Genomic DNA, 21480 nt, shown 5'->3' on the forward strand with positions numbered 1-21480 from the left:
TTATGCTTGTGGGGCCGGTTATCTTAACCGGCCCCCTATTTTGAAGCTCCTGTTTGCCTTGGGAAAAAATCCCTTTGGCAAACAGGAGTTTTTGTATCTTATCCCCCCTGAAAGAGGGTATAAGTATATGCTACAACGTTCCACATTGAAATTCCTGAAGGACCTCAGGCTGAACAACAATAAAGCCTGGTTTGATGATAATAAGGCCAATTATCAGCAGGCAAAGGAAGACTTCGAGAGCCTGGTACAACAGATCATAGATGGCCTGGCCCGTGTTGACCCGGGAATAGAAGGGTTGCAGGTAAAAGACTGCGTTTTCCGGATCTATAAAGATGTAAGGTTCTCTAAAGACAAAACGCCTTATAAAGCCAATATGGGCGCATCTTTTGCCAAAGGAGGCAAAAAGAGTCCGTATGCGGGATATTACTTCCACCTGGAGCCGGGTGGAAATAGCTTTGTTGGTGGCGGCCTCTGGATGCCGGAAGGGCCGATCATTAAAAAGATAAGACAAGAGATAGACTACAACTTCGCCGACTTTCAGCGCATAGTGGGGCAGAAAGAATTCATTCGCGTATTTGGTAAGGTAAATGGGGATTCGCTTAAAACAGCGCCACAGGGGTATCATGAAGATAATCCGGCTATTGCCTATATCAAATTGAAGAGCTTTATTGTCAGCAATCATGTAACGGATGAAGCAGCTACGCAACCTACTTTAGTGCGTGAGGTCCTGCGGACCTTTGCTGTCATGCAACCATTCATTCAATTCCTCAACAGCGCTCAGGACGAATAAGAAAACAACTGCCCTTCACTTGACTAGTTACCGGAATTCTTCCGGCAACTAGGGTTTTTCATTGTGCATGATGCTAACCCGCCTAACGTATTCAATCGTTGTGCAAAGTTGCATGCTGCCGGATGATAACAGTAAATCAATTCTTGTGTATCAAAAACTCAAACGGACGGGATTTACGGTTTTTCAAAAGGTTTTCTTTGTCTACTCTTGTTTGTGCAAAGCGCTGGTTATAAACGTTTGCTACTTCAATGATAGGGATAATGCCATCGAGTGTATCTTTCTGATCAACGATGTTCATGATACGAGACACCTGTGAGGAAAAATTTGTGCTCCACTCTTCTGTAAACTTGTGCATTAACAAAAGTTCACGGTTCGTGTTGGTTTTCATAGGAATAAGGGTGTTTAGTTTGATAGTTTAGTTGTCATCGAAAAAAACGATAAAGAATTTATTAGCATAGGATTGTAATATCAAAGTTGACGTATATCCTTCACATATCAATACTACTTCTGTGTAGTTTTTACCCTTACTTTTTTTACAGTTTTGTTTTATGTGATAAAACGCAGGCCAGTAGGCACTCTCTCAGTTGCTCTAAATAAAACAGATCATTCGTATAACCCACGTCGTGGTTTAACGGGGAAGTGAATTTACATTAAAAAAATCAAATTCCAAATAGTCAACTTTATAAATCATTGAGAATAAGAGAAGCATGGTAACGTTATGTGAGACATAAATAATTATTTATAATAAGCGGAGGAAAATCAATAGGGATAAGTGATTGAAGAACAAGAGAATAATCATTAATTAAAAAGGGACAACCTATGTTATAACATAGATCGCCCCTTCAAAAACAATTTTTTATAAACTCTTTATAGCCAGTTCTTTTTTGCTAAGTACTCCGCAATTTGTACAGCATTGGTCGCTGCACCCTTCCTTAAGTTGTCTGCAACTATCCAGAGATTTAACGTGTTATCCTGTGTTTCGTCCCTGCGGATACGACCTACAAATACATCATCCTTATCATGCGCATCTTTTGGCATGGGATACAGGCTTTTAGATGGATCATCTACAACGATCACTCCAGGTGCTGCAGCTAAGATGTTACGCACTTCAGCCAGATCGAAATCTTTTTCAAACTCAATGTTCACACTTTCGCTATGGCCGCCCATTACAGGGATACGAACAGTTGTAGCAGTAACCTTCACTTTATCATCTCCCATGATCTTGGTGGTTTCTTTCACCATTTTCATTTCTTCTTTTGTATAACCATTTTCCAGGAATACATCTATCTGCGGGATCACATTGAGGTCTATCTGGTAAGGATAAGCCATAACACCTTCAATACCTTTACGTTCGTTCATTAACTGATCTACTGCTTTTACACCTGTGCCTGTAACAGATTGATAAGTAGATACCACTACCCGTTGAATACCATACTTCTTATGTAAAGGCTCCAATACCAATACCATTTGAATGGTGGAACAGTTAGGATTAGCAATGATCTTATCTTCCGGTGTTAAGGCATGTGCATTCACTTCCGGCACCACCAGTTTTTTGGTTGGGTCCATCCGCCAGGCTGAAGAATTATCGATCACGGTGATACCTGCTGCTGCAAATTTAGGTGCCCACTCCAGGGAGGTGCTGCCACCGGCAGAGAAAATGGCTACGTTCGGTTTCATGGAAATAGCCGTATCTGCGGTCACAACCTTGTACGGCTTACCCTTATACATCACTTCCTTACCAACAGATTTCTCAGAAGCTACGGGTATCAATTCCGTTAAGGGGAAATTCCTTTCCGCCAATACTTGCAACATTTTGGTGCCTACCAGTCCGGTTGCACCTACTACGGCTACTTTCATTGTTAAACTTAATTTTTAAGAGAGCACAAAATTAATACAGAAAAGCAAGACTTTCCTTATATTCAATCAGTTTGTTAACTCATTAAATTCTTCTATTATGCAAGCCATTGTTTGTACGCTGCTGCTGGCGGCTTTTTTTATGCGTGATCCCATTCCTGCACAATATGACGTGCTGATCCACGAAATACTCGCAGATCCTTCTCCCACAGTGGGTTTACCGGATTATGAATTCATTGAATTAAAGAATGTTTCTGCCGTTGCGGTGAACCTGGGCGGCTGGGTGCTAAGGGACAGCAGCCAGGCCATTACCCTCCCTGCATTTATTTTGCAGCCGGATAGCCTGGTGGTGATCTGTTCCCGTACGGCGCTTCCTTTTTTCTCTCCGGCCATTGCAGCCGGTAGCTTTCTTTCCCTTGGAAACGAGGGTGAACGCTTATCCCTTTATGATAAAAGCGGGCGATTGATCCATACAGTGGATTATCATAAAGACTGGTATGCGGGCAGCATTAAAGAAAATGGCGGATGGAGCCTGGAAATGATCGATACCAGGTGGCCCTGCGCAGGAAGTGAAAACTGGAAAGCTTCCGTGGCTATGTTGGGCGGCACACCGGGAAAAAATAATGCTGTTGCAGGTACTATTAAAGAACCTCCCCTGCCGGAACTATTAAGGGTCACGGTTACTGACCCGCTGCATCTGCAACTACACTTTTCCGGGATAATAGATAGTTTGTCTGCCGTGCGGGCCCTTGATCACTTTAAAAGTGTTGCTGTGCAGTATAATATAGTGTTGGTTGAATTAAACGCGCCATTGGAAAAAGGGCAGATCTATTCACTGCAAACCAACCGCATTACGGATTGTAACAACCGGGAGATCTCTCAACCGGTGCCGGTTGCATATGCACTTCCGGAAAAGGCCGATAGCTTAGACCTGGTCATTAATGAAGTATTATTTGATCCGCCCGCAGGAGCAGCTGATTTTGCGGAGCTTTATAACCGCAGTAATAAAGCCATTGATCTGCAAAACCTTTACTTTGCCTCCCTTCGTCCGGATGGTGCTATCAAACAGCCTGTACAGCTGGCAAAAGGCCCTTTCTTATTATTACCGGGAGAATACCTGGCTTTTTCAACTGAGCTCCCGGCATTGTGCCGTTCCTATGCCTGCAAGGGTAAATTACAGGCCATCGGTTCTCTACCTACTTTACCGGATGATGAGGGTACCCTTCTATTAATGAAGGGGGATGGCAGGATCATTGATATACTTCATTATAACCGTGCCTGGCATTTGAGCATTTTACCCGGCACCAGGGGAATTTCCCTGGAAAGGGTACAGGCTGATGGACATACGCAGGATCCGGGAAACTGGCATTCAGCCGCTGCCACGGCTGGTTCTGCTACGCCGGGATATGCAAATTCCCAGCAAATAATTGCCGGTAACCCTGTTGAAGGCTTTCAGCTTGTTTCCCGCGTGTTCAGTCCGAATAACGACGGCTACCAGGACATTGCACAGCTGCAATGGGAGCTCCCCGTTCCGGGTTATGTGGCTGAGGTGATGGCATTTGATGCGGAAGGCCGTACTGTGAGGCACCTGGCAAGGAATCAGCTGTTGGGGAACAGGGGAAATATCAACTGGGACGGACTTTCGGATACCGGGGAGGTGGTAAGGCCGGGAATCTATGTTATCTTTGTACGGATTTTTAATATGCAAGGAAGGATAAACACCCTGAAACTCCCGCTGGTATTGGCCGGCACCCCATAAATCCGGGTATTTTCGGGAGAATTGAGAATTGTCAGCGTGATATCTATTGCTAATTTTTTATATTTGCCGTTCTTAAAAATGAATTCATGCAGTACAGAGAAATTGTTGCAGTCACCGGTTTAGGCGGTTTATTTCAATTGCTGGCCAGCAAACAGGATGGCGCTATTGTAAGATCGCTGGAAGACAAGAGCACACGCTTCGTTTCTTCCCGGGTACATAATTTTACCCCATTGGAGAGCATTGAAGTATTCACCACAGGCGATAACGTGAACCTGGCAGCTGTTTTCCAGGCTATGCAGGACAAGGAAGCGAAATTTCCGCTTGCAGATGCCAAAGCAGATAACCAGACGGTAAAAGCTTATTTTAAAAACGTGTTCCCTGAATTTGATGAGGACCGTGTTTATGTAAGTGATATGAAGAAGATGGTAAAATGGTATGCCATCCTCAAAACCAATGACCTGCTGAAGTTTGAAGAAGAAACGGAAGAAGTGGAAGCAGCGGAAGAGGCAGCTCCTGCAGAGGAAGCCAAACCAAAAGCAAAGGCCAAAAAGGAAGCGGTTGCTGAAGAAGCGCCGGCAGAAGAGAAAGCGGCTCCTAAAAAGAAAGCACCTGCTAAGAAAGCAGCGGCTGCTGATGCAGAGGGCGAAGAGAAAAAACCAAAAGCGGCAGCTAAAAAGAAGAAAACGGAAGAGTAATCCTCTCCCCGTCCAGTATAAAAGATCCAAATCCCCTTACCGGATTTGGATCTTTTTTTTGTGTGGCTATGTTTAGCTATTTTTATAAATAACGAATAACAGAAAGAATCATGCAAACTGCTCATATTTCCGCACCGCCCAGGCATTTCTTACCAGCTGATTTTACGGTAACAACATGGGATGCATTACAACCTTATTTTGAAGCGCTGCAAAACAGGCCGCTGCAAAGTGTTTCCGACCTGGAACAATGGCTGAAGGATATCAGCGAAGTGGAAGCTGTGATCAGCGAAGACGCTTGCTGGCGGCAGATCCGTATGACGCGCGATACAGCTAACAAAGCATATGAAGAGGCCTTCACTTATTTCTGTATGGAGATCCAGCCTAAGCTGCAACCTTATGCAGATGCGCTGAACCGCAAGCTCCTGGCCAGTGAATTCAAAGATCAGCTGGACCAGCAGTTGTATTTCACCTACCTCCGCAATGTGCAGAAACAGGTGAAACTTTTCCATGAAAAGAATGTGCCCATCCAGGCAGAACTCAGTGTGATGGCACAGCAGTATGGTGTGATCTCAGGGTCCATGACCATAGAGGTGAATGGACAGGAGTATACTTTGCAACAGGCAGCTAAGTTCCTCGAGAACCCTGACCGTGCGTTAAGAGAAGAAGTATTTACCAAAACGGCCGCCCGCCGTTTGAAAGATAAAGAAAAGCTGGACGAGCTCTATTCCACACTGGTGGGTAAACGGCACGAAATAGCATTGAATGCCGGTTTTGCGAATTACCGTGATTACAAGTTTGAAGAACTCGGGCGTTTTGAATATACCAAGGAAGATTGCTTCCAGTTCCATGCGGCTGTGAAAGAACACATCCTGCCATTGGTGAAACAATCCCTGGAAAGGCAAAAAACAAAACTGGGATTAGATGTACTGAAGCCATGGGACAGTGATGCAGAGCCATTGGGTACCAAACCGCTGGAGCCATTCAAAAGCGGGGAAGAAATGATCGGCAAATCCATTGAATGTTTTACACAACTGCGTCCTTTCTTTGGAGAGTGCCTGCAGGTGATGAAAGACCTGGGCCGCCTTGACCTGGATAGCCGTAAGAATAAAGCCCCTGGCGGATATAATTGTCCGCTTGCAGAAACCGGCGTGCCCTTCATTTTCATGAATGCAGCAGGGCAAATGAAAGACCTGACCACTATGGTACATGAAGGTGGGCATGCTATTCATTCTTTTCTGAGCCATCATCTTTCCCTCAGTGCCTTTAAGGAATACCCGATGGAGATTGCGGAAGTAGCCAGCATGAGCATGGAACTGTTCAGTATGGACCATTGGGATATTTTCTTCGATAACCCGGATGAATTGCGCCGTGCCAAATTGCAACAACTGGAACGGGCCATCACCATCTTCCCCTGGATAGCTATCATTGATAAATTCCAGCACTGGATCTATGAACATCCCCAACATACCGTGGCAGAACGTACAGCTGAATGGGTGAAGATCATGGATGAATTCTCTCCCGGTAATATTGACTGGAGCGGACATGAAACGTACCGCGCCAACAACTGGCAAAGGCAGCTGCACTTATTCGAAGTACCTTTCTATTATATTGAATACGGTATTGCACAATTAGGTGCTATTGCCATGTGGAAGCAATACAAAGAAAATCCGAAACAGGCCCTGGACAATTATGAGAAAGCACTGGGCCTTGGTTATACAAAAACATTGAGAGAGCTCTATACAGCTGCGGGGATCAAATTCGATTTCTCTCCGGCATACGTAAAAGAGCTGGCGGGTTTTGTGCAGCAGGAAATAGATAAGATCTTATGATAAAATGCATAACTATCATCCTATTGGTAGGTGTTAGTGCTCTTTCTGTTTCTGCACAGAAAGAGCCTGCCCTTGCCAGGTCAATGGATAGTGTATATGTAGTAGATCAGGCCGTGAGGAAGTTATTCAGCTCATCCCTGAACAGGGATTCCATGGCAAAAGCAAAGAATGTTCCTGTAGATGAAATATACACTGTACTGACTGCAGAAATGGTGCGTATCGATTCTGCCAATATACGTTTTATAGATTCTGTGATCAGGGTCTACGGTTATCCGGGAAAGAGCCTCGTAGGAGAGAATGCCAGTTATGCTGCCTGGAGTGTGATCCAGCATTCCAGCAGGATAGATGAATTTATGCCTTTGTTGAAAGCTGCGGCAGATAATGGCGAACTGGATTTCCCTTTCTATGCGATGACACTGGACCGGCAACTGATGTACAAACGCCAGGAACAGATCTATGGTACGCAGGGCAGTATGGTAACGCTTAAAAGTGGCGAAAAAGGAATGATCATCTGGCCCATTAAAGACCCGGAAGGGGTGGATGAACGCCGGAAAAAAGCTGGGTTCACTTCTACAGTTAAAGAGAACGCGGCCAGGATGCGCATCGACTATAAAGTATACAAACTATCTGACCTGAGCGAGCCGGTTAAAAAGCAGTAGTCTTTATTTACATTCTTTACATACCCCGCTTACCACTACCTCCACATTATGCAGTGCATAACCTTTGGGTAATGAAATAACCGGAACATCTGTTTCTTCCAGGCAGGATGTATTACCACACTCTTCGCAACGGAAGTGAACATGGTGATCGTGGTGTTCATGTTCTTTACATTCCGATCTGCAGATGGCATATCGTACGGAAGTATCTGTAGTAGGTATTTTATGTACGATCCCTTTATCCAGGAAGGTTTGCAGGGTACGGTAAATGGTAACCCTGTCAAACGACTTGCCACTCAGTTTTTCGAAATCCGCATGTTCCAGTGCACCGTTACTTTTCAAAAAGAGCTCCAGGATCTTTACACGCGTATCCGTAATACTCAGGTTACTGGAGCGCAACAACTGCACAATGAGTTCTTTGTGTTTTGCAGCCATGTGAATCAATTTATTCATGCATCAGCTGGTCAATTTCTTTGATCAGCTTCTCAATATCTTTATCTTTTGTTCCTTCATATAAACCCCTGATCTGGCCATCACCGTCTACCAGTGCAAACCACTGGGTGTGAATGAAGTCATCTTCACCGGTAAATTTTCCATCATCTACGAGGTAACTTTCGCGGGCCAGTTTGTACAGGTGCCTTTTATCACCCGTTAAAAAAAGCCAGTTCTTTACATCCGCGCCGTGTTTGTCAGCATACGCCTTTAACACGGGGATGGAATCGTAATCAGGATCAGATGTATGGGAGAGGATCAGGAAGTTTGGATTATCCTTATACTTTGCATACACTTTCTCCATATTCTTGTTCATCACGGGGCAGATATTCGTACAGGTAGTGAAGAAGTATTCTGCCACGTAGATCTTTCCTTTAACATTGTCCTGTGTGATGGTTTTTCCATCCTGGTTGGTCAACTTGAAACCCTGGACCGTGTGGCCGGGAGTGCCCAGCACCGGGAGCTTTTCCTTTCCGAAGAATTCACCGGTACCTTCTTTGATCATCAGTCCCGCAAACCCCATGAACCCTACGCTCAGCAACACAAAAAAGGAGATATAAAAGATCGCTTTCTTAGACATATCAATTCCGTCTTAAATCTAATATACAAAGGTAGCACAGTTTCACCAGATCACCATTTACTTGCCAACCAGTATGGCATCGTCCAGATTATAATATAATTCGTAAATATTTTTCTCATTGAGCCTTAACCTGCCCTGGAAACGAACATAGTCATCCGTTTCAAAAGCCGGTTTGCCGGATTTGAACTTGAGGGTCATGATAGTTTCAGGGCCTGCGCCTCCGCAAAAGAAGCAGGAGCTGTTGGGATTGGCGGAAAGAACATACATACCCCCTTTGGCATCTACGGGGATCACATAACCGCTGATGCTGATATTTTTTCCATGCATGGCTTTGATAGTACGGGAAAAAGAAGGGTACAACATAGGCATCTGCATCTTTTCATCCCATTTGCGGTCGAAGATCACATCGGAGAGCTGTTTCCAGGTAACTTTTTGCACGGCAGTATCTTCCGGATAGCTGACAGTGGACATGGGTAAGCTTTCTGTATTAGCCTGTTGCCTGAACCTCAGCACCTGGCCCAGGTAACTGTTCCCATGTTTGCAGAATTGCGAGATATTGGAACAGGAAACCAGCAGAAAAGCCATGGCAACCACTAATATTCTTTCTATTTTAAGCATTGGCCAGTGTTTTAGAGATATTTAACCGGAAAGCCCGGATGGCGGGGAAAAGTGCGGCAAGCAAACAGGCGGCCAGGATGGCCATACCTGTGATCATATCTGCCGGCGTGATCTTCCATGCGCCTGAGAAATTTAAATGATAATGTGAAAATACTTCCTGTTGCAGGAACCATCCGCATAACCGGCTCAGCAAAAAGCCGCCGAGGATACCTGTTATTCCTAATATCGCTGCTTCCGCTAATACCAGGCCCAGTAGTTTTCCTCTTCCGTAACCCATGCTGCGTAAGAGAGCCAGTTCATACCTGCGTTCATGCGTTCCCTGCACCAGCATTACAAAGATACTACAGGTTGCGAGTGCAGCCAACAGCCATCCCAGAATGCGTAACACGGCAGTACCTGAACCCATCAGTGATTGTAAGCGGTTTATTTCTATGGCGGGAACAGCAGCCTGCATATTGGTATTTTCATTTACCATGCGGGGCATTTGCAATTGCGCTAAAGGGCTTTTGAATTTGATGAGTACGGCGGTGATCTGTTGTTTGGCAGCTTCGTGCTCCTCGTGTTCTTCGTGCTCTTCATGTGGTTTTTCATGGATCTCCCAGACGCTTTGTAATGGCGTAAGGATCAATTGATCTACGGAAAGCCCTGTAGCCGGAAGGATGCCCGTTACTACATAACTATGCTCTTCATGTACATGCCCTTTTTCTCCAAGGCCATGTGTTCCGGCAAACTTACTGCCGATCTTCAGTTGGCTGCGTTGCGCTACAGTGGCTCCTATTACCACTTCCATGGCTTTGGAGAAGGTTTTGCCGGAAGCAGGCTGGAGCTTGTATTTTTGGAGATATGCCTCCGTTGTACCAATGATGCGGTAGCCCATATAGGAATCTCCGAGTGAAACGGGAATAGCGGATTCCACCAGGGGATGCTGCATAAAACGCTGTGCTTCTTCCAGGTAGATATTTCCCGTAGGGGCGTCGATGTTATATACGCTGGATAAGATCAGTTGCAAGGGACTGCCTTTAGCACCCAGCACCATATCCACACCATCGATCTGTTTCTCCAATTGTTCTTTCGCCTGGCGGCTGAGTGTGATCAGCAGCAATAATACCGCAGTACTGCAAGCCAGTAACAACCAGCACAGCACTGCATATAAAGGTTTGTGTAAGAGGTTCTTAAAAGCAATGCGCAGGATCATGACAGTGTAATATGGTTGGCAAAAAGTTGTTTCAGGCGGTTATCGTGCGTAACGATCAGCAATGCTGCTTTTTGCTCTGCAGCCTGTGCTGCCAGCAGCTTTGCAACGGCTATGCAATTATCATCATCCAAACTGGCAGTGGGTTCATCTGCCAGTAATAATTGCGGGGATTGTATCAGCGCACGTGTGATAGATGCACGCTGCTGCTCTCCCTGGCTGAGTTGCGTAGGTTTTTTATGCAGCAGGGACTGTATGCCCAGTTTTTGAGAGAGCTCCAGCAGCCTGGTGTGATCTTTTTTTGCAAGCAGCAGGTTTTCCTTTACAGACAATGCTGCAATAAAGTGAGACTGCTGATAAATGATGCCGATGTGTTTTCCCCGGAAAGCATCCATGGCTCCGGACTTTAAGGATTGTATGGCCGTTCCTGCCACCTGTACCTCTCCGCCGGAGGGTTTCAATAAACCCGCGAGGAGATGCAGCAGTGTAGTCTTTCCAACTCCCGAGCCCCCTGTGATCAACAATACATTTCCTTCCGCACATTCCATGTCCGGAAACCGCAGTGTGCGGCCATTGGGATATGCATAAGCAAGATTCCTGGTGTATAACATATTTCTTTAATTAAAAGCAACACAGTTGCATTCAGCTACTTACAAGTGGCTAAGATACCCATCCCATCTAATATTTTTACATAAAGTTATAGTTAATTGCAACAAAGTTGCAAAAGTATCTTAGTTTTGTTCTCCACAAAATCATTTTTGCGATGCGGATGAATCTTTTTTCTAAATGGAACCTCGATGCACTGGGCATCGGCGCTTCCCTTATCTGTGCAGTACACTGTGTGTTGTTACCGCTGCTGATTGCAGGCTTGCCGCTCCTGGGGCTGGAAATACTGGAAAACGAAAAACTGGAATATGCGCTGCTGGGCTTTTCTTTCCTTGTGGGCTATTCAGCTTTATTCAGAGGCTACCGGAAACATCACCGGCATGCAAAGCCGCTGATACTTTTCTCGTTTGGTTATGTGGCATTGCTGGCAGGGCACTTCCTGGCGCCGGAAAGTTGGGAACCTTTTGTGATCACTTTCGGCGCAGGACTAATTGTATGGGCACATCTGCAAAACCTGAAGGAATGTAAGAGCTGTAAGGTTTGTCAACATGAACCCTCAAACGATCAGTTATGAGAAAGAAACTTCCCGTTACTGTACTGAGTGGCTTTTTAGGGCCGGGCAAAACAACCTTGCTGAACCACATCCTGCATAACAAAGAGCACCTGCGTGTTGCCGTGATCGTGAATGATATGAGCGAAGTAAATATCGATGCGCAATTGGTACGTAATGAAAACGTGCTGCATCATACGGAGGAGAAACTGGTAGAGATGAGCAATGGCTGTATCTGCTGCACTTTGCGGGAAGATCTGTTGCAGGAGGTGCAACGCCTTGCAGCCGAAGGCCGCTTTGATTATCTGCTGATTGAATCCAGCGGTATCTCAGAACCATTGCCGGTTGCACAGACCTTTACTTACCAGGATGATCAGCTGGGCATTGACCTCAGCACATTCAGCACATTGGATACGCTGGTAACTGTAGTAGATGCCTTTAATTTTCACCGCGATTTTTCCAGCAGGGAAATGGTGCCGGATGATTCCCGCACAATTGTTAACCTGCTTACAGAGCAGATCGAATTTGCGAATGTGATCATTCTCAACAAATGCGATCTGGTTACAGCAGCAGAACGCGATGCCATGAAAGCTTTGCTCCGGAAACTCAATGCAGATGCAAGGATCATTGAAGCAGAAAGATCCGTTGTGCCTTTGCAGGAGATACTGCACACCCGGTTATTTGATTTTGAAACCACTTCCCGCAGTGCAGGCTGGATAGCAGAACTGGAAAGGGAACATATTCCTGAAACAGAAGAATATGGCATCAGCTCTTTTGTATACAGAAGCCGTGCTCCTTTTCATCCTGAACGCTTCTGGGATTACATTCAACATCAATGGCCTGCCGGTGTGATCCGCAGCAAAGGTTTATGCTGGATCGCTTCCAGGCCAGACATTGCTATTAACTGGAGCCAGGCAGGAGCATCTTTAATGGCAGATAGGGCCGGACTCTGGTGGTGCGCTATCCCAAAAGAAATGTGGCAGCTGGATACAGCTACAGCTGCATTCATTGAGCAACGATGGCATCCCGTTTTTGCAGACCGCCATAATGAATTAGTGATCATCGGGCAGGACCTTAGGAAAGATCTGATCATACAGGAACTGGATGCATGTTTATGCAATGACCTGGAAATCAAGGCCTGGATGTACGGAGAGCAGTTTAATGATCCATTTCCGAACCTTTAATTTAGACTAGACTAAAAATAAGTTTAGACAAATATGGATTTGAATTTTAAATTTGCCATATGACCTACAAGTTTATCCTAACTATATTGCTGTTCCAGGCAACTGAATTATTTGCACAAGGGCGTTTAAAAGGGACCATTACATCAGAAGATAAACCTGTGCCATTTGCAAGCATTGGTTTTAAAGACTTAAAGCAGGGAGTTGTTACAAACGAAGCAGGAGAATTTGATCTGAAAGGCGTTGCACCCGGCAGGCATATTTTACAGGTGAGCGCTGTAGGATATATTACGTATGTACAGCCTGTGCAGATCAAAGCTTCCGGCATCACGGAAACCACTATCCGTTTAACACCCACATCTTCCAATCTGAACGAAGTAGTAGTAAGTGGTACATTAAGAGCGGTATCCAAAATGGAAAGCCCTGTACCCGTAGAAGTATATTCTCCTGTATTCTTTAAAAGGAACCCCACTCCCAGCATTTTCGATGCACTACAGAATGTGAATGGCGTACGCCCGCAGCTGAACTGTAATGTGTGCAATACCGGGGACATTCATATCAATGGACTGGAAGGACCTTACACCATGGTGATGATTGACGGAATGCCTATTGTAAGTGCGTTATCCACTGTGTATGGTTTATCCGGTATTCCTAACAGCCTGGTAGAGAGAGTAGAGATCGTAAAAGGCCCCGCATCTACTTTGTATGGTTCTGAAGCAGTAGCCGGACTTATTAATATCATCACCAAATCCCCTGCTACCGCTCCCAAATTTACGGCCGACGTGATGGCTACCGGCTGGCAGGAATACAGCGTTGATCTTGGTTTACGTGTGAATGCAGGAAAGAAGGCACAGGCATTATTCGGGGTGAACTATTTTAACTATCAGCATCCTATTGATAAAAATGGCGATGGTTTCACAGATGTAACATTGCAGCACCGGATCTCTGTTTTTAACAAGTGGAACTTTTCCCGTAAGAACAACAGGGTAGCAACGATTGCAGCGCGTTATTTCTATGAAGACAGATGGGGAGGAGAAATGCGATGGAATAAACACTGGAGGGGAACGGACAGCGTGTATGGGGAAAGCATTTTTACCAGTCGTGCTGAGGTGATCGGGCAATATCAATTGCCTGCGAAGGAGCATCTGATGCTGCAGGGATCTTTCAATTATCATGATCAGAATTCTGTATACGGTAAAACCGTATTCCTGGCGCAGCAGACTATTTCTTTTGCGCAGCTTACCTGGGATAAGGAAGTGGGCAAACATAACCTGTTAGCAGGTTTGCCGCTGCGGTATACTTTTTATGATGATAATACGGTAGTGACGGCTTTGAAAGAAGGTGCCTCCTCAACAAATAAACCAGAGCGTACTTTTCTGCCAGGGCTGTTCTTACAGGATGAACTGAGGTTTAACAGCAGCCACACTTTATTGCTGGGTATGCGTTATGATCATAACTCTATTCATGGCAACATTTTCACACCACGCCTGGCTTATAAATGGACGCCCAACTATCGCAATGTATTGAGATTGAATGCGGGAACAGGTTACAGGGTGGTATCCATTTTCACGGAAGACCATGCGGCGCTGACGGGTGCAAGGGAAGTAGTGATCCAGTCTGCCCTGAAACCTGAACAAAGCTGGAATGCTAACCTGAACTATACGAAGAAGGTGCCGTTGAACAATGCTTTCCTGACCCTGGACGCCACGGCCTTTTATACTTACTTTTCCAACAAGATCCTCCCGAATTATGATAAACCGGATACCATCTTATATGATAACCTGAAGGGTTATGCTATTTCCAAAGGTTTTAGCCTGAATGCAGACCTGATGTTTAACTTCCCCCTGAAACTAATAGCGGGTGTAACGTTTGTGGATGTATATGAGAAGACTGGAACGGAAAAGGTACGGCCTAAGTTAACAGAAAAATTCTCCGGTACCTGGTCTGCTTCCTATTCTTTCCGCCGTTCCGGTATCAGTATCGATTATACAGGTAATATTTACGGGCCGATGTTATTGCCGCTGCAAAGTGAATATGATCCGCGCCCTGCTACTTCTCCTTACTGGAGCATTCAGAATATTCAGCTGACGAAGAAGTTTAAGAAAGGCTGGGAGATCTATGGTGGAGTGAAGAACCTGTTGAACTATACGCCGCCGAAGAATTCTATTGCACGTTCACATGATCCTTTTGACAAAAAGGTGGTCTATAACCCGGATGGTACGGTGATGCCTACAGCAGAGAATCCTGACAGGCTTACCTTTGACCCCAGTTATGTGTTTGCGCCCAACCAGGGGATCCGCGGATTCCTGGGTGTACGGTTCACTAAATTATAAGCTGAATCCTACTTTAATACCCAGGTGAATGCTGGGTAGAACATTCACCAGTTCCGTCTGGTCTGCATTAACGGAATTACCAACAAGGGTATAGTTGGTGTAGTTATATACTTTGCTGCGGATGCCTATGCCCAGGTAAGGATCGAGGATGAATTTGTCCCGCTTTACCTGGCGGCCCAGCAGTAACTGGATGCCATATACATTTTTATCACCTTCATTTTTATAGACCTGGCCATTGAGCAGCTGGTCTTCGTTGGGATAGAATACTTTCTTATAGAATAACACGGGTTCAAAGTAAGTACCCCTTGCGGTGTTCTCAGAGGTCTGGCGGAAAAGGTACCATTTCATACCGGCCCTGAATCCTAATCCACGGCCTTCCACATATTGTTCCGTACTCAGGCCGGGTTTTCTTTGGCCAACATCTATCCTTTTCATGAAAACATAATCCGGGTAATCCGTATAGATACCGGACACGCCTAGTTCCAGGCTGAGTTTTTCCGTCAGGTCCTGTTCCAGGTAGATGTCCAGCGAACTGATGATCGTAGTTGGATTTACTTTCAGGTACGTGCGTTTACGGAATTTCTTTTCGGTTTCCTGGGCGTTGCTTGATAGGCAGATAGCGGAGAACAGCAGAACAAAGGGTAATATTCTTTTCATAACAACTGTAAGTTGAAGTAGAAACAGACGGATAGATGAGCCGTTATCTACGGAAATTATTGTGTCAATAATCGTTCCACAATTAGGGGAAACCATTTGTGTTCCAGCACCTGTACCTTACGTGCCAGGCTTTCCGGGGTATCCTCTTCTGTAATGATACATTTTTCCTGGAGGATCACACCGCCATCGTCATATTTTTCATTCACATAGTGGATGGTGATACCACTTTCTTTTTCCCCGGCGGCCAATACTGCTTCATGCACAAAATGACCGTACATACCTTTTCCTCCGAATTTGGGTAAAAGGGCAGGATGTATATTAATGATACGGTTGGGGAAGGCGGTGACCAGGTTAGCAGGTACCTTCCATAAAAAACCGGCCAATACCACGAGGTCCGTCTTTGCCTCCTCCAGTAACTTAATGTAAGTGTCTCCCCGGAAGAATTGTTCTTTATCTATTAATATAGCGGGGATCTGTTCCCTTTCCGCTATCTTAAAGATACCGGCCTCAGCCTTGTTAGACAGGATGAGCGTGACTTTAGCCAGGCTGGAGCCCCTGAAATGGTCTATGATCTTTTGTGCATTACTGCCTGCCCCTGATGCGAATATGGCGATATTTTTCAAGCCCGGTTGTTTAATAAGCTGCAAAAATAGGCAGATAAGACTTTATGAATCAGGTCTTTTTTTATTAAATTTAGGGAGTGTGGGCTCCAAAGGGTCGCAAGTTGATGATTATCATTTAATGGGAATGACTAAAATCATGCGATCGCAACCTTTATTATTATAACTTGTTTATGGGTTATAAGGTGAGTAAGGCAATTTTCATTTCAACCGGCATTTCTCCCAATGCAAAAATAGTATCATAGTTATCGCGCGGACCGCTTCATTTTGGAAATATGATTTTTATCAGGAATTTATAACGTGATGTGAGGGCAGGCGGGGTAAGGTACTACTACAATCAGCTACAGCAAAGCATTTTCGCGGGCGCAGGCCTCGCGGATAATATATAAAAAGTGTTTTCAAAACAAGGGCAACTTTTTTTTAATTGTTGGTAAATTGTCAACATTCTGTCTTATTTTTGCGAGCACTTTTAAAGAAACCTTAGGTCAAATCTAAATAATAGGCTGTGTATCGTGTTTCCATTCGTTTGCGTAAGCAATTTGTGAGTGTTCTTATCCTATGCGTGGGACTTGTTAGTTCATTTTCCGCAGCTGGGGCAGCAGATCCTGGTGCAGGTAAGACGCTATTTCAGCAGAATTGTGCTTCTTGTCACGCCGTTCACAAGAAAGTAACCGGCCCTGCGCTGGCAGGAGTTGAAGATCGGTGGGCTGATAAGAAACTTCTTCACAGCTGGATCCGTAACTCTTCGGCAGTTATTGCCAGTGGCGACAAGTACGCCAATGATCTCTTCCTTCAATACAACAAACTTCAGATGACGCCGTTCCCGGCCCTGAAGGATGAAGATATTGATAACATCCTCGCTTATGTGAATTCAGTTCCCGCTCCTGGTGCAGGCGGATCTGCAAAAACAGATCCCGGAACTGCAGCAGCTTCTAAAGAAGATGGCGGTAACAGCCTCCTCTTTGGTATTATCACCCTGATCCTTGCTATTGTAGCGGTGATACTGATGCAGATCAACAGTAACCTGAACAAACTGGCTTCTGAAAAAGAAGGTCATGATAATCCTGAACCTGTTCCTTTCTATAAGAATAAAGCATACATCGCGCTTTGCATTATATTATTGTTCGTAGTCGGCGGTTATTTCACTATCCAGGGCGCTATTGGCCTGGGCCGTCAGCAGGACTATATGCCGGAGCAACCGATCTTCTACTCCCACAAAGTACACGCAGGCATCAACCAGATCAACTGTTTGTATTGCCACTCTTCCGCAGAAAAGAGCAAACATGCGATGATCCCATCTGAGAATGTTTGTATGAACTGTCACAAGGCTATCAGTGAGTATACTGGTCCGGACCTGTTCACTGCAGAAGGAAAGAAAGTAAATGGTACTGCAGAAATCCAGAAATTATACGACCACGTTGGCTGGGACGCAGCTGCCGGTAAATACACTAAACCAGGTCAGCCTATCGAATGGACTAAGATCCACAACCTGCCCGACCACGTTTACTTCAACCACTCTCAACACGTAAAAGCCGGCCAGGTACAATGTCAGACCTGCCACGGTGAGATCCAGAACATGGACGAAGTACATCAGTTCGCTGATCTTTCTATGGGATGGTGTATCAATTGCCACCGTACTACTAAGGTGCAGTTCGTGGAAAACAACTACTACAGCATTTTCGAAAAATTACATCAGGATATCAAAGACAAGAAGCTGAGCGGTGAAGATGTAACTGTAGAAATGCTGGGCGGTACCGAATGTCAAAAGTGCCACTATTAATATATAAGGAAGCTTATGGGGCTTGGCCCACTAGGCAAAGACGTAACTCAACTTTTTTAAATCGTAACTCGATATAATCACATGGAGCAAAAAAAGTATTGGAAAGGCTTGGAGGAGTTGCACAATACAGCTGGGCATCAGGAAACTGTGAAGAACGAATTCAGGGAAGACCTGCCGTTTGAAGAGAGTGAGAGCATGCTGAACGCTACTACCCCCCGCCGGGATTTCTTGAAATACCTCGGGTTTACCACGGCTGCTGCAACAATCGCGGCAAGTTGTGATATCCCTGTGAAGAAGGCCATCCCTTACGTGAATAAACCGCAGGATATTACGCCCGGTGTACCCAACTATTATGCTTCTGCCTATACTACTGACGGTGAATACGTTCCCTTAGTGGTTAAGACCCGCGAAGGCCGTCCGATCAAAATAGAAGGAAACGAAATGTCGTCTGTAACCGGTGGTGCTTCCACTGCCAGGGTGCAGGGAACAGTACTGGGCCTGTATGATGTTGCCCGTCTCCGTTATCCCGGTATCAATAAAGGACCTAAAGTTGAGGAGCTGGAGAAGAGGATTGCAGAGCTCACTTATGCTGAGCTGGACAAACAGGTGAGCGCAGCGATTGCCGGTAAACCTGTTGTTTTACTGTCTACCACTATCATCAGCCCTACCACTAAAAAACTGATCGGTGAGTTCCTGGCTAAATACCCCGGCTCCCGTCACGTTACCTACGATGCAGTTTCTTACTCCGGTATGTTGCAAGCGAATGAAGCTTCTTACGGAAAAAGAACACTGCCTTCTTACCATTTTGAAAATGCAAAAGTGATTGTAAGCCTGAATGCCGATTTCCTCGGTACCTGGCTGAATCCTTCTGAATACTCCCGTCAGTACGGTACTAACCGTAAGATCAATGCAAAGAACCCGGAAATGAGCAAACATTTCCATTTCGAAAGCATGATGAGCCTTACCGGTGCAAATGCTGATGAAAGGTTCACACACCGTCCTTCCGAAACCGGTGCCGTAGCATTAAACCTGCTGGCTGCATTGGGTGGATCAGTTACTGCTCCTGCACTGGCTGATGCTAAGCTGAAAGACGCTATCGCCAAAGCTGCCAAAGCTATCCAGGCGAATCCCGGTAAATCCCTCGTGGTATCCGGTTCCAACGACGTGAATGTACAGATCATTGTAAACGCTATCAATAACCTCGCAGGTTCTAACGGTACTACCATCGACTGGGCAGTGACCAGTAACTACCGCCAGGGTATTGACAGTGAGTTCACCCAACTGGTGAATGATATGAATGCCGGTAGTGTTGGCGCATTGCTGATCTACGGTGCAAACCCTGCTTACAGCTACTATGATGCGAAGAAATTTGCTGAAGGGTTAGCTAAAGTTCCGGTTTCTGTATCCTTCAACGAACGTTACGACGAAACAACAGAGCTCTGTAAATATATTGTTCCTGATCATCACTTCCTTGAAAGCTGGGGAGATGCAGAAGGCCGCACTGGTTACTATGGCTTTATTCAGCCAACCATTGCTCCGCTGTTCAAAACCCGCGCTTTCCAGTCATCTCTCCTGAACTGGAGTGGCAACACTACTGCATGGGAAGATTACCTGAAAGCAGAATGGATCGGTAAACTGGGTTCACAGGAAGCATGGGATAAAGCCCTGCAGGACGGTATCATTGAACCACAAGCTGGTGCCGCTTTAGCTGGTGCTACTTTTGCCGGTGATATTGCTGCTGCTGCTGCCAAGATCAGCAGTGCCAAAAAAGGCGGTAAGCTGGAGCTGGTACTGTATGAAAAAGTAGCGATAGGTAACGGTAGGGAAGCCAACAACCCATGGTTGCAGGAAATGCCTGATCCGATCACCCGTTCTACCTGGGATAACTACGCATGTATCTCCAACACCCTCGCAAAAACATTCTCTACTGAACTGGGCGATGATTATGAGATCAACGCAGAGAAACAAGTATTGAAGATCAAAGCGAATGGTGTAGAAAAAGAATTGCCTTTGCTGATCGTTCCGGGTATCCATCCTGATGTGATTGCGATTGCAGTTGGTTACGGCCGTGGAAAGAAAGAATTCATTGGTAAAGCTGCCGGCGAAGTTGGTCAGAATGCTTATCCTTTCGTTTCTTCTAACGGACAAACATTTGATTACTATTCCACAGAAGCAACAGCCGTTGCTGCTGGCAGAAAATATCCGATCGGTCTTACTCAAACGCATAACAGCTACGAAGGCCGCCCGATCGTAAAAGAAACTACCCTCGAAGAATTCATCAGGAATCCTAAAGAGGTGAATGAAGACCGCCACGAGCTGGACCATTATGGAAAAGACTTCCGTAAAGATGCCACGCTGTATCCTGAGCACAGTTATCCTGGTATCAAATGGGGTATGTCCATAGACCTGAACACCTGTTTTGGTTGCGGCGCCTGTGTGGTAGCTTGTACAGCTGAGAATAACGTGGGTGTGGTAGGTAAAGAACAAGTGGTATTGGCGCACGAAATGCACTGGCTGCGTATCGACCGTTATTTCAGTGGTGATGAAAACAATCCTGAAGTAGTGTTCCAGCCGATGCTTTGCCAACACTGTGATAACGCTCCATGTGAGAACGTTTGCCCGGTAGCTGCTACCAACCACAGTTCTGAAGGTATTAACCAAATGGCTTACAATCGTTGCATCGGTACACGTTACTGTGCTAACAACTGTCCTTATAAAGTTCGTCGCTTCAACTGGAGAGACTGGAACGGTGCGGACAGCATTGAAGGCAACCTGCACGATACCGGCGATATGAATGACGCGCTCACCCGTATGGTATTGAACCCGGATGTAGTTGTTCGTAGCCGTGGTACTATGGAAAAATGTTCTTTCTGCGTTCAGCGTTTACAGGATGCGAAACTGACTGCTAAGAAAGCTGGCCGCCCGATGAAAGACGGAGAAGCACGTACTGCTTGTCAACAGGCTTGTGCTGCTGATGCGATCGTATTCGGTAACATTAACGATAAAGAAAGCCGTATCTATAAAGTTCGTAATGAAGAGCAGGCAGACCGTTTGTACTATGTTCTGGAAGAAACACACGTACTGCCATCCATTAACTACCTCGCTAAGATCCGTAACAAGGATGCAGCACCGGTAGCTAAAGCAGAACATAAAGAAGAAAAAGCTCATCATTAAGTAACAGTTCCGGCAACGGAGCTGAGTCGAAAAAATAGAATTGGTAAAGAATCAGTTTTAAGTTTTGAAACAACGTAGCTCCATCTGAAAGGGTGGGGTGAGCAAAGCTCAAAA

The 21480-nt window shown here is 45.5% G+C and carries 19 protein-coding genes; 10 read left to right on the forward strand and 9 right to left on the reverse strand.

The window, feature by feature from the left end; all coding sequences use genetic code 11:
• The first annotated feature begins 91 nt into the window (after positions 1 to 91).
• The gene (locus BUR42_RS22345) at positions 92 to 790 is read left to right on the forward strand and encodes a DUF2461 domain-containing protein (RefSeq protein WP_234979777.1); all 699 of its coding nucleotides are present in this window, start codon (positions 92 to 94) and stop codon (positions 788 to 790) included.
• Between the two features lie 136 nt (positions 791 to 926).
• Here the strand turns inward: BUR42_RS22345 and BUR42_RS29635 are convergent, their stop codons facing one another.
• Positions 927 to 1178, reverse strand: a complete 252-nt coding sequence (locus tag BUR42_RS29635; protein ID WP_143197550.1) for a hypothetical protein — start codon at positions 1176 to 1178, stop codon at positions 927 to 929.
• A gap of 479 nt (positions 1179 to 1657) precedes the next feature.
• On the reverse strand, positions 1658 to 2647 hold the full coding sequence (locus BUR42_RS22350; RefSeq protein WP_074241809.1) for an aspartate-semialdehyde dehydrogenase: 990 nt from the start codon (positions 2645 to 2647) through the stop codon (positions 1658 to 1660).
• Between the two features lie 97 nt (positions 2648 to 2744).
• Here BUR42_RS22350 and BUR42_RS22355 point away from each other — a divergent pair, with 97 nt between their 5' ends.
• From BUR42_RS22355 to BUR42_RS22370, 4 genes are all read left to right on the forward strand, one after another.
• Positions 2745 to 4403, forward strand: a complete 1659-nt coding sequence (locus BUR42_RS22355; RefSeq protein ID WP_074241810.1) for a lamin tail domain-containing protein — start codon at positions 2745 to 2747, stop codon at positions 4401 to 4403.
• Between the two features lie 86 nt (positions 4404 to 4489).
• Positions 4490 to 5098, forward strand: coding sequence for a DUF5606 family protein (locus BUR42_RS22360; RefSeq protein WP_074241811.1), 609 nt, complete (start codon positions 4490 to 4492; stop codon positions 5096 to 5098).
• 110 nt (positions 5099 to 5208) lie between these two features.
• On the forward strand, positions 5209 to 6927 hold the full coding sequence (locus BUR42_RS22365) for a M3 family oligoendopeptidase (RefSeq protein WP_074241812.1): 1719 nt from the start codon (positions 5209 to 5211) through the stop codon (positions 6925 to 6927).
• A complete protein-coding gene (locus tag BUR42_RS22370) occupies positions 6924 to 7586 on the forward strand; it encodes a DUF6624 domain-containing protein (RefSeq protein WP_074241813.1) in 663 nt (220 codons plus the stop codon). Before BUR42_RS22365 ends, BUR42_RS22370 begins: the two co-directional genes overlap by 4 nt.
• Before the next feature lie 3 nt (positions 7587 to 7589).
• Here BUR42_RS22370 and BUR42_RS22375 read toward each other — a convergent pair whose 3' ends face one another.
• The 5 genes from BUR42_RS22375 to BUR42_RS22395 are packed head-to-tail and all read right to left on the reverse strand — an operon-like array spanning position 7590 to position 11076.
• Positions 7590 to 8018, reverse strand: coding sequence for a Fur family transcriptional regulator (locus tag BUR42_RS22375; protein ID WP_074243145.1), 429 nt, complete (start codon positions 8016 to 8018; stop codon positions 7590 to 7592).
• A gap of 10 nt (positions 8019 to 8028) precedes the next feature.
• The gene (locus BUR42_RS22380) at positions 8029 to 8655 is read right to left on the reverse strand and encodes an SCO family protein (protein WP_074241814.1); all 627 of its coding nucleotides are present in this window, start codon (positions 8653 to 8655) and stop codon (positions 8029 to 8031) included.
• A 57-nt stretch (positions 8656 to 8712) separates the two neighbouring features.
• The gene (locus BUR42_RS22385; protein ID WP_074241815.1) at positions 8713 to 9273 is read right to left on the reverse strand and encodes a hypothetical protein; all 561 of its coding nucleotides are present in this window, start codon (positions 9271 to 9273) and stop codon (positions 8713 to 8715) included.
• The gene (locus BUR42_RS22390) at positions 9266 to 10468 is read right to left on the reverse strand and encodes an ABC transporter permease (RefSeq protein WP_074241816.1); all 1203 of its coding nucleotides are present in this window, start codon (positions 10466 to 10468) and stop codon (positions 9266 to 9268) included. Before BUR42_RS22390 ends, BUR42_RS22385 begins: the two co-directional genes overlap by 8 nt.
• Positions 10465 to 11076, reverse strand: a complete 612-nt coding sequence (locus tag BUR42_RS22395; protein WP_074241817.1) for an ABC transporter ATP-binding protein — start codon at positions 11074 to 11076, stop codon at positions 10465 to 10467. Before BUR42_RS22395 ends, BUR42_RS22390 begins: the two co-directional genes overlap by 4 nt.
• 152 nt (positions 11077 to 11228) lie before the next feature.
• Here BUR42_RS22395 and BUR42_RS22400 point away from each other — a divergent pair, with 152 nt between their 5' ends.
• From BUR42_RS22400 to BUR42_RS22410, 3 genes are read left to right on the forward strand one after another with little or no spacing between them, the layout of a single operon-like run.
• Entirely contained in the window at positions 11229 to 11645 is a 417-nt protein-coding gene (locus BUR42_RS22400) for a MerC domain-containing protein (RefSeq protein ID WP_084185761.1), read from the forward strand.
• Entirely contained in the window at positions 11642 to 12805 is a 1164-nt protein-coding gene (locus BUR42_RS22405) for a GTP-binding protein (protein ID WP_074241818.1), read from the forward strand. The genes BUR42_RS22400 and BUR42_RS22405 overlap by 4 nt, the downstream gene beginning before the upstream one ends.
• 59 nt (positions 12806 to 12864) lie before the next feature.
• Positions 12865 to 15135: a TonB-dependent receptor gene (locus BUR42_RS22410; RefSeq protein ID WP_074241819.1), complete on the forward strand. Its 2271-nt coding sequence runs from the start codon at positions 12865 to 12867 to the stop codon at positions 15133 to 15135.
• Here the strand turns inward: BUR42_RS22410 and BUR42_RS22415 are convergent.
• A complete protein-coding gene (locus BUR42_RS22415; protein ID WP_074241820.1) occupies positions 15130 to 15792 on the reverse strand; it encodes a hypothetical protein in 663 nt (220 codons plus the stop codon). The two genes, BUR42_RS22410 and BUR42_RS22415, sit on opposite strands and share 6 nt — an antisense overlap.
• Before the next feature lie 56 nt (positions 15793 to 15848).
• Positions 15849 to 16415 (reverse strand): phosphoribosylglycinamide formyltransferase, encoded by a 567-nt coding sequence (purN, locus tag BUR42_RS22420; RefSeq protein ID WP_074241821.1) that lies wholly within the window; start codon positions 16413 to 16415, stop codon positions 15849 to 15851.
• Between the two features lie 502 nt (positions 16416 to 16917).
• On the opposite strand from purN, the gene BUR42_RS22425 reads away from it, so the two are divergent.
• Positions 16918 to 18192 carry a c-type cytochrome gene (locus BUR42_RS22425; protein ID WP_234979778.1) on the forward strand — a complete coding sequence of 425 codons (1275 nt, stop codon included), beginning with the start codon at positions 16918 to 16920 and terminating at the stop codon, positions 18190 to 18192.
• 81 nt (positions 18193 to 18273) lie between these two features.
• On the forward strand, positions 18274 to 21366 hold the full coding sequence (locus BUR42_RS22430) for a TAT-variant-translocated molybdopterin oxidoreductase (RefSeq protein WP_074241823.1): 3093 nt from the start codon (positions 18274 to 18276) through the stop codon (positions 21364 to 21366).
• The last annotated feature ends 114 nt before the right edge of the window (positions 21367 to 21480 follow it).

Origin of the sequence: Chitinophaga niabensis (assembly GCF_900129465.1) — a bacterium.
GTDB lineage: Bacteria > Bacteroidota > Bacteroidia > Chitinophagales > Chitinophagaceae > Chitinophaga > Chitinophaga niabensis.

Coding starts and splice junctions, on each gene's coding strand:
- BUR42_RS22370 (WP_074241813.1), top strand. CDS start 6,924: ATGATAAAATGCATAACTATCATCCTATTGGTAGGTGTTAGTGCTCTT.
- BUR42_RS22355 (WP_074241810.1), top strand. CDS start 2,745: ATGCAAGCCATTGTTTGTACGCTGCTGCTGGCGGCTTTTTTTATGCGT.
- BUR42_RS22400 (WP_084185761.1), top strand. CDS start 11,229: ATGCGGATGAATCTTTTTTCTAAATGGAACCTCGATGCACTGGGCATC.
- BUR42_RS29635 (WP_143197550.1), bottom strand. CDS start 1,178: ATGAAAACCAACACGAACCGTGAACTTTTGTTAATGCACAAGTTTACA.
- BUR42_RS22405 (WP_074241818.1), top strand. CDS start 11,642: ATGAGAAAGAAACTTCCCGTTACTGTACTGAGTGGCTTTTTAGGGCCG.
- BUR42_RS22410 (WP_074241819.1), top strand. CDS start 12,865: ATGACCTACAAGTTTATCCTAACTATATTGCTGTTCCAGGCAACTGAA.
- BUR42_RS22395 (WP_074241817.1), bottom strand. CDS start 11,076: ATGTTATACACCAGGAATCTTGCTTATGCATATCCCAATGGCCGCACA.
- BUR42_RS22390 (WP_074241816.1), bottom strand. CDS start 10,468: ATGATCCTGCGCATTGCTTTTAAGAACCTCTTACACAAACCTTTATAT.
- BUR42_RS22360 (WP_074241811.1), top strand. CDS start 4,490: ATGCAGTACAGAGAAATTGTTGCAGTCACCGGTTTAGGCGGTTTATTT.
- BUR42_RS22365 (WP_074241812.1), top strand. CDS start 5,209: ATGCAAACTGCTCATATTTCCGCACCGCCCAGGCATTTCTTACCAGCT.
- BUR42_RS22385 (WP_074241815.1), bottom strand. CDS start 9,273: ATGCTTAAAATAGAAAGAATATTAGTGGTTGCCATGGCTTTTCTGCTG.
- BUR42_RS22350 (WP_074241809.1), bottom strand. CDS start 2,647: ATGAAAGTAGCCGTAGTAGGTGCAACCGGACTGGTAGGCACCAAAATG.
- BUR42_RS22430 (WP_074241823.1), top strand. CDS start 18,274: ATGGAGCAAAAAAAGTATTGGAAAGGCTTGGAGGAGTTGCACAATACA.
- BUR42_RS22380 (WP_074241814.1), bottom strand. CDS start 8,655: ATGTCTAAGAAAGCGATCTTTTATATCTCCTTTTTTGTGTTGCTGAGC.
- BUR42_RS22375 (WP_074243145.1), bottom strand. CDS start 8,018: ATGGCTGCAAAACACAAAGAACTCATTGTGCAGTTGTTGCGCTCCAGT.
- BUR42_RS22415 (WP_074241820.1), bottom strand. CDS start 15,792: ATGAAAAGAATATTACCCTTTGTTCTGCTGTTCTCCGCTATCTGCCTA.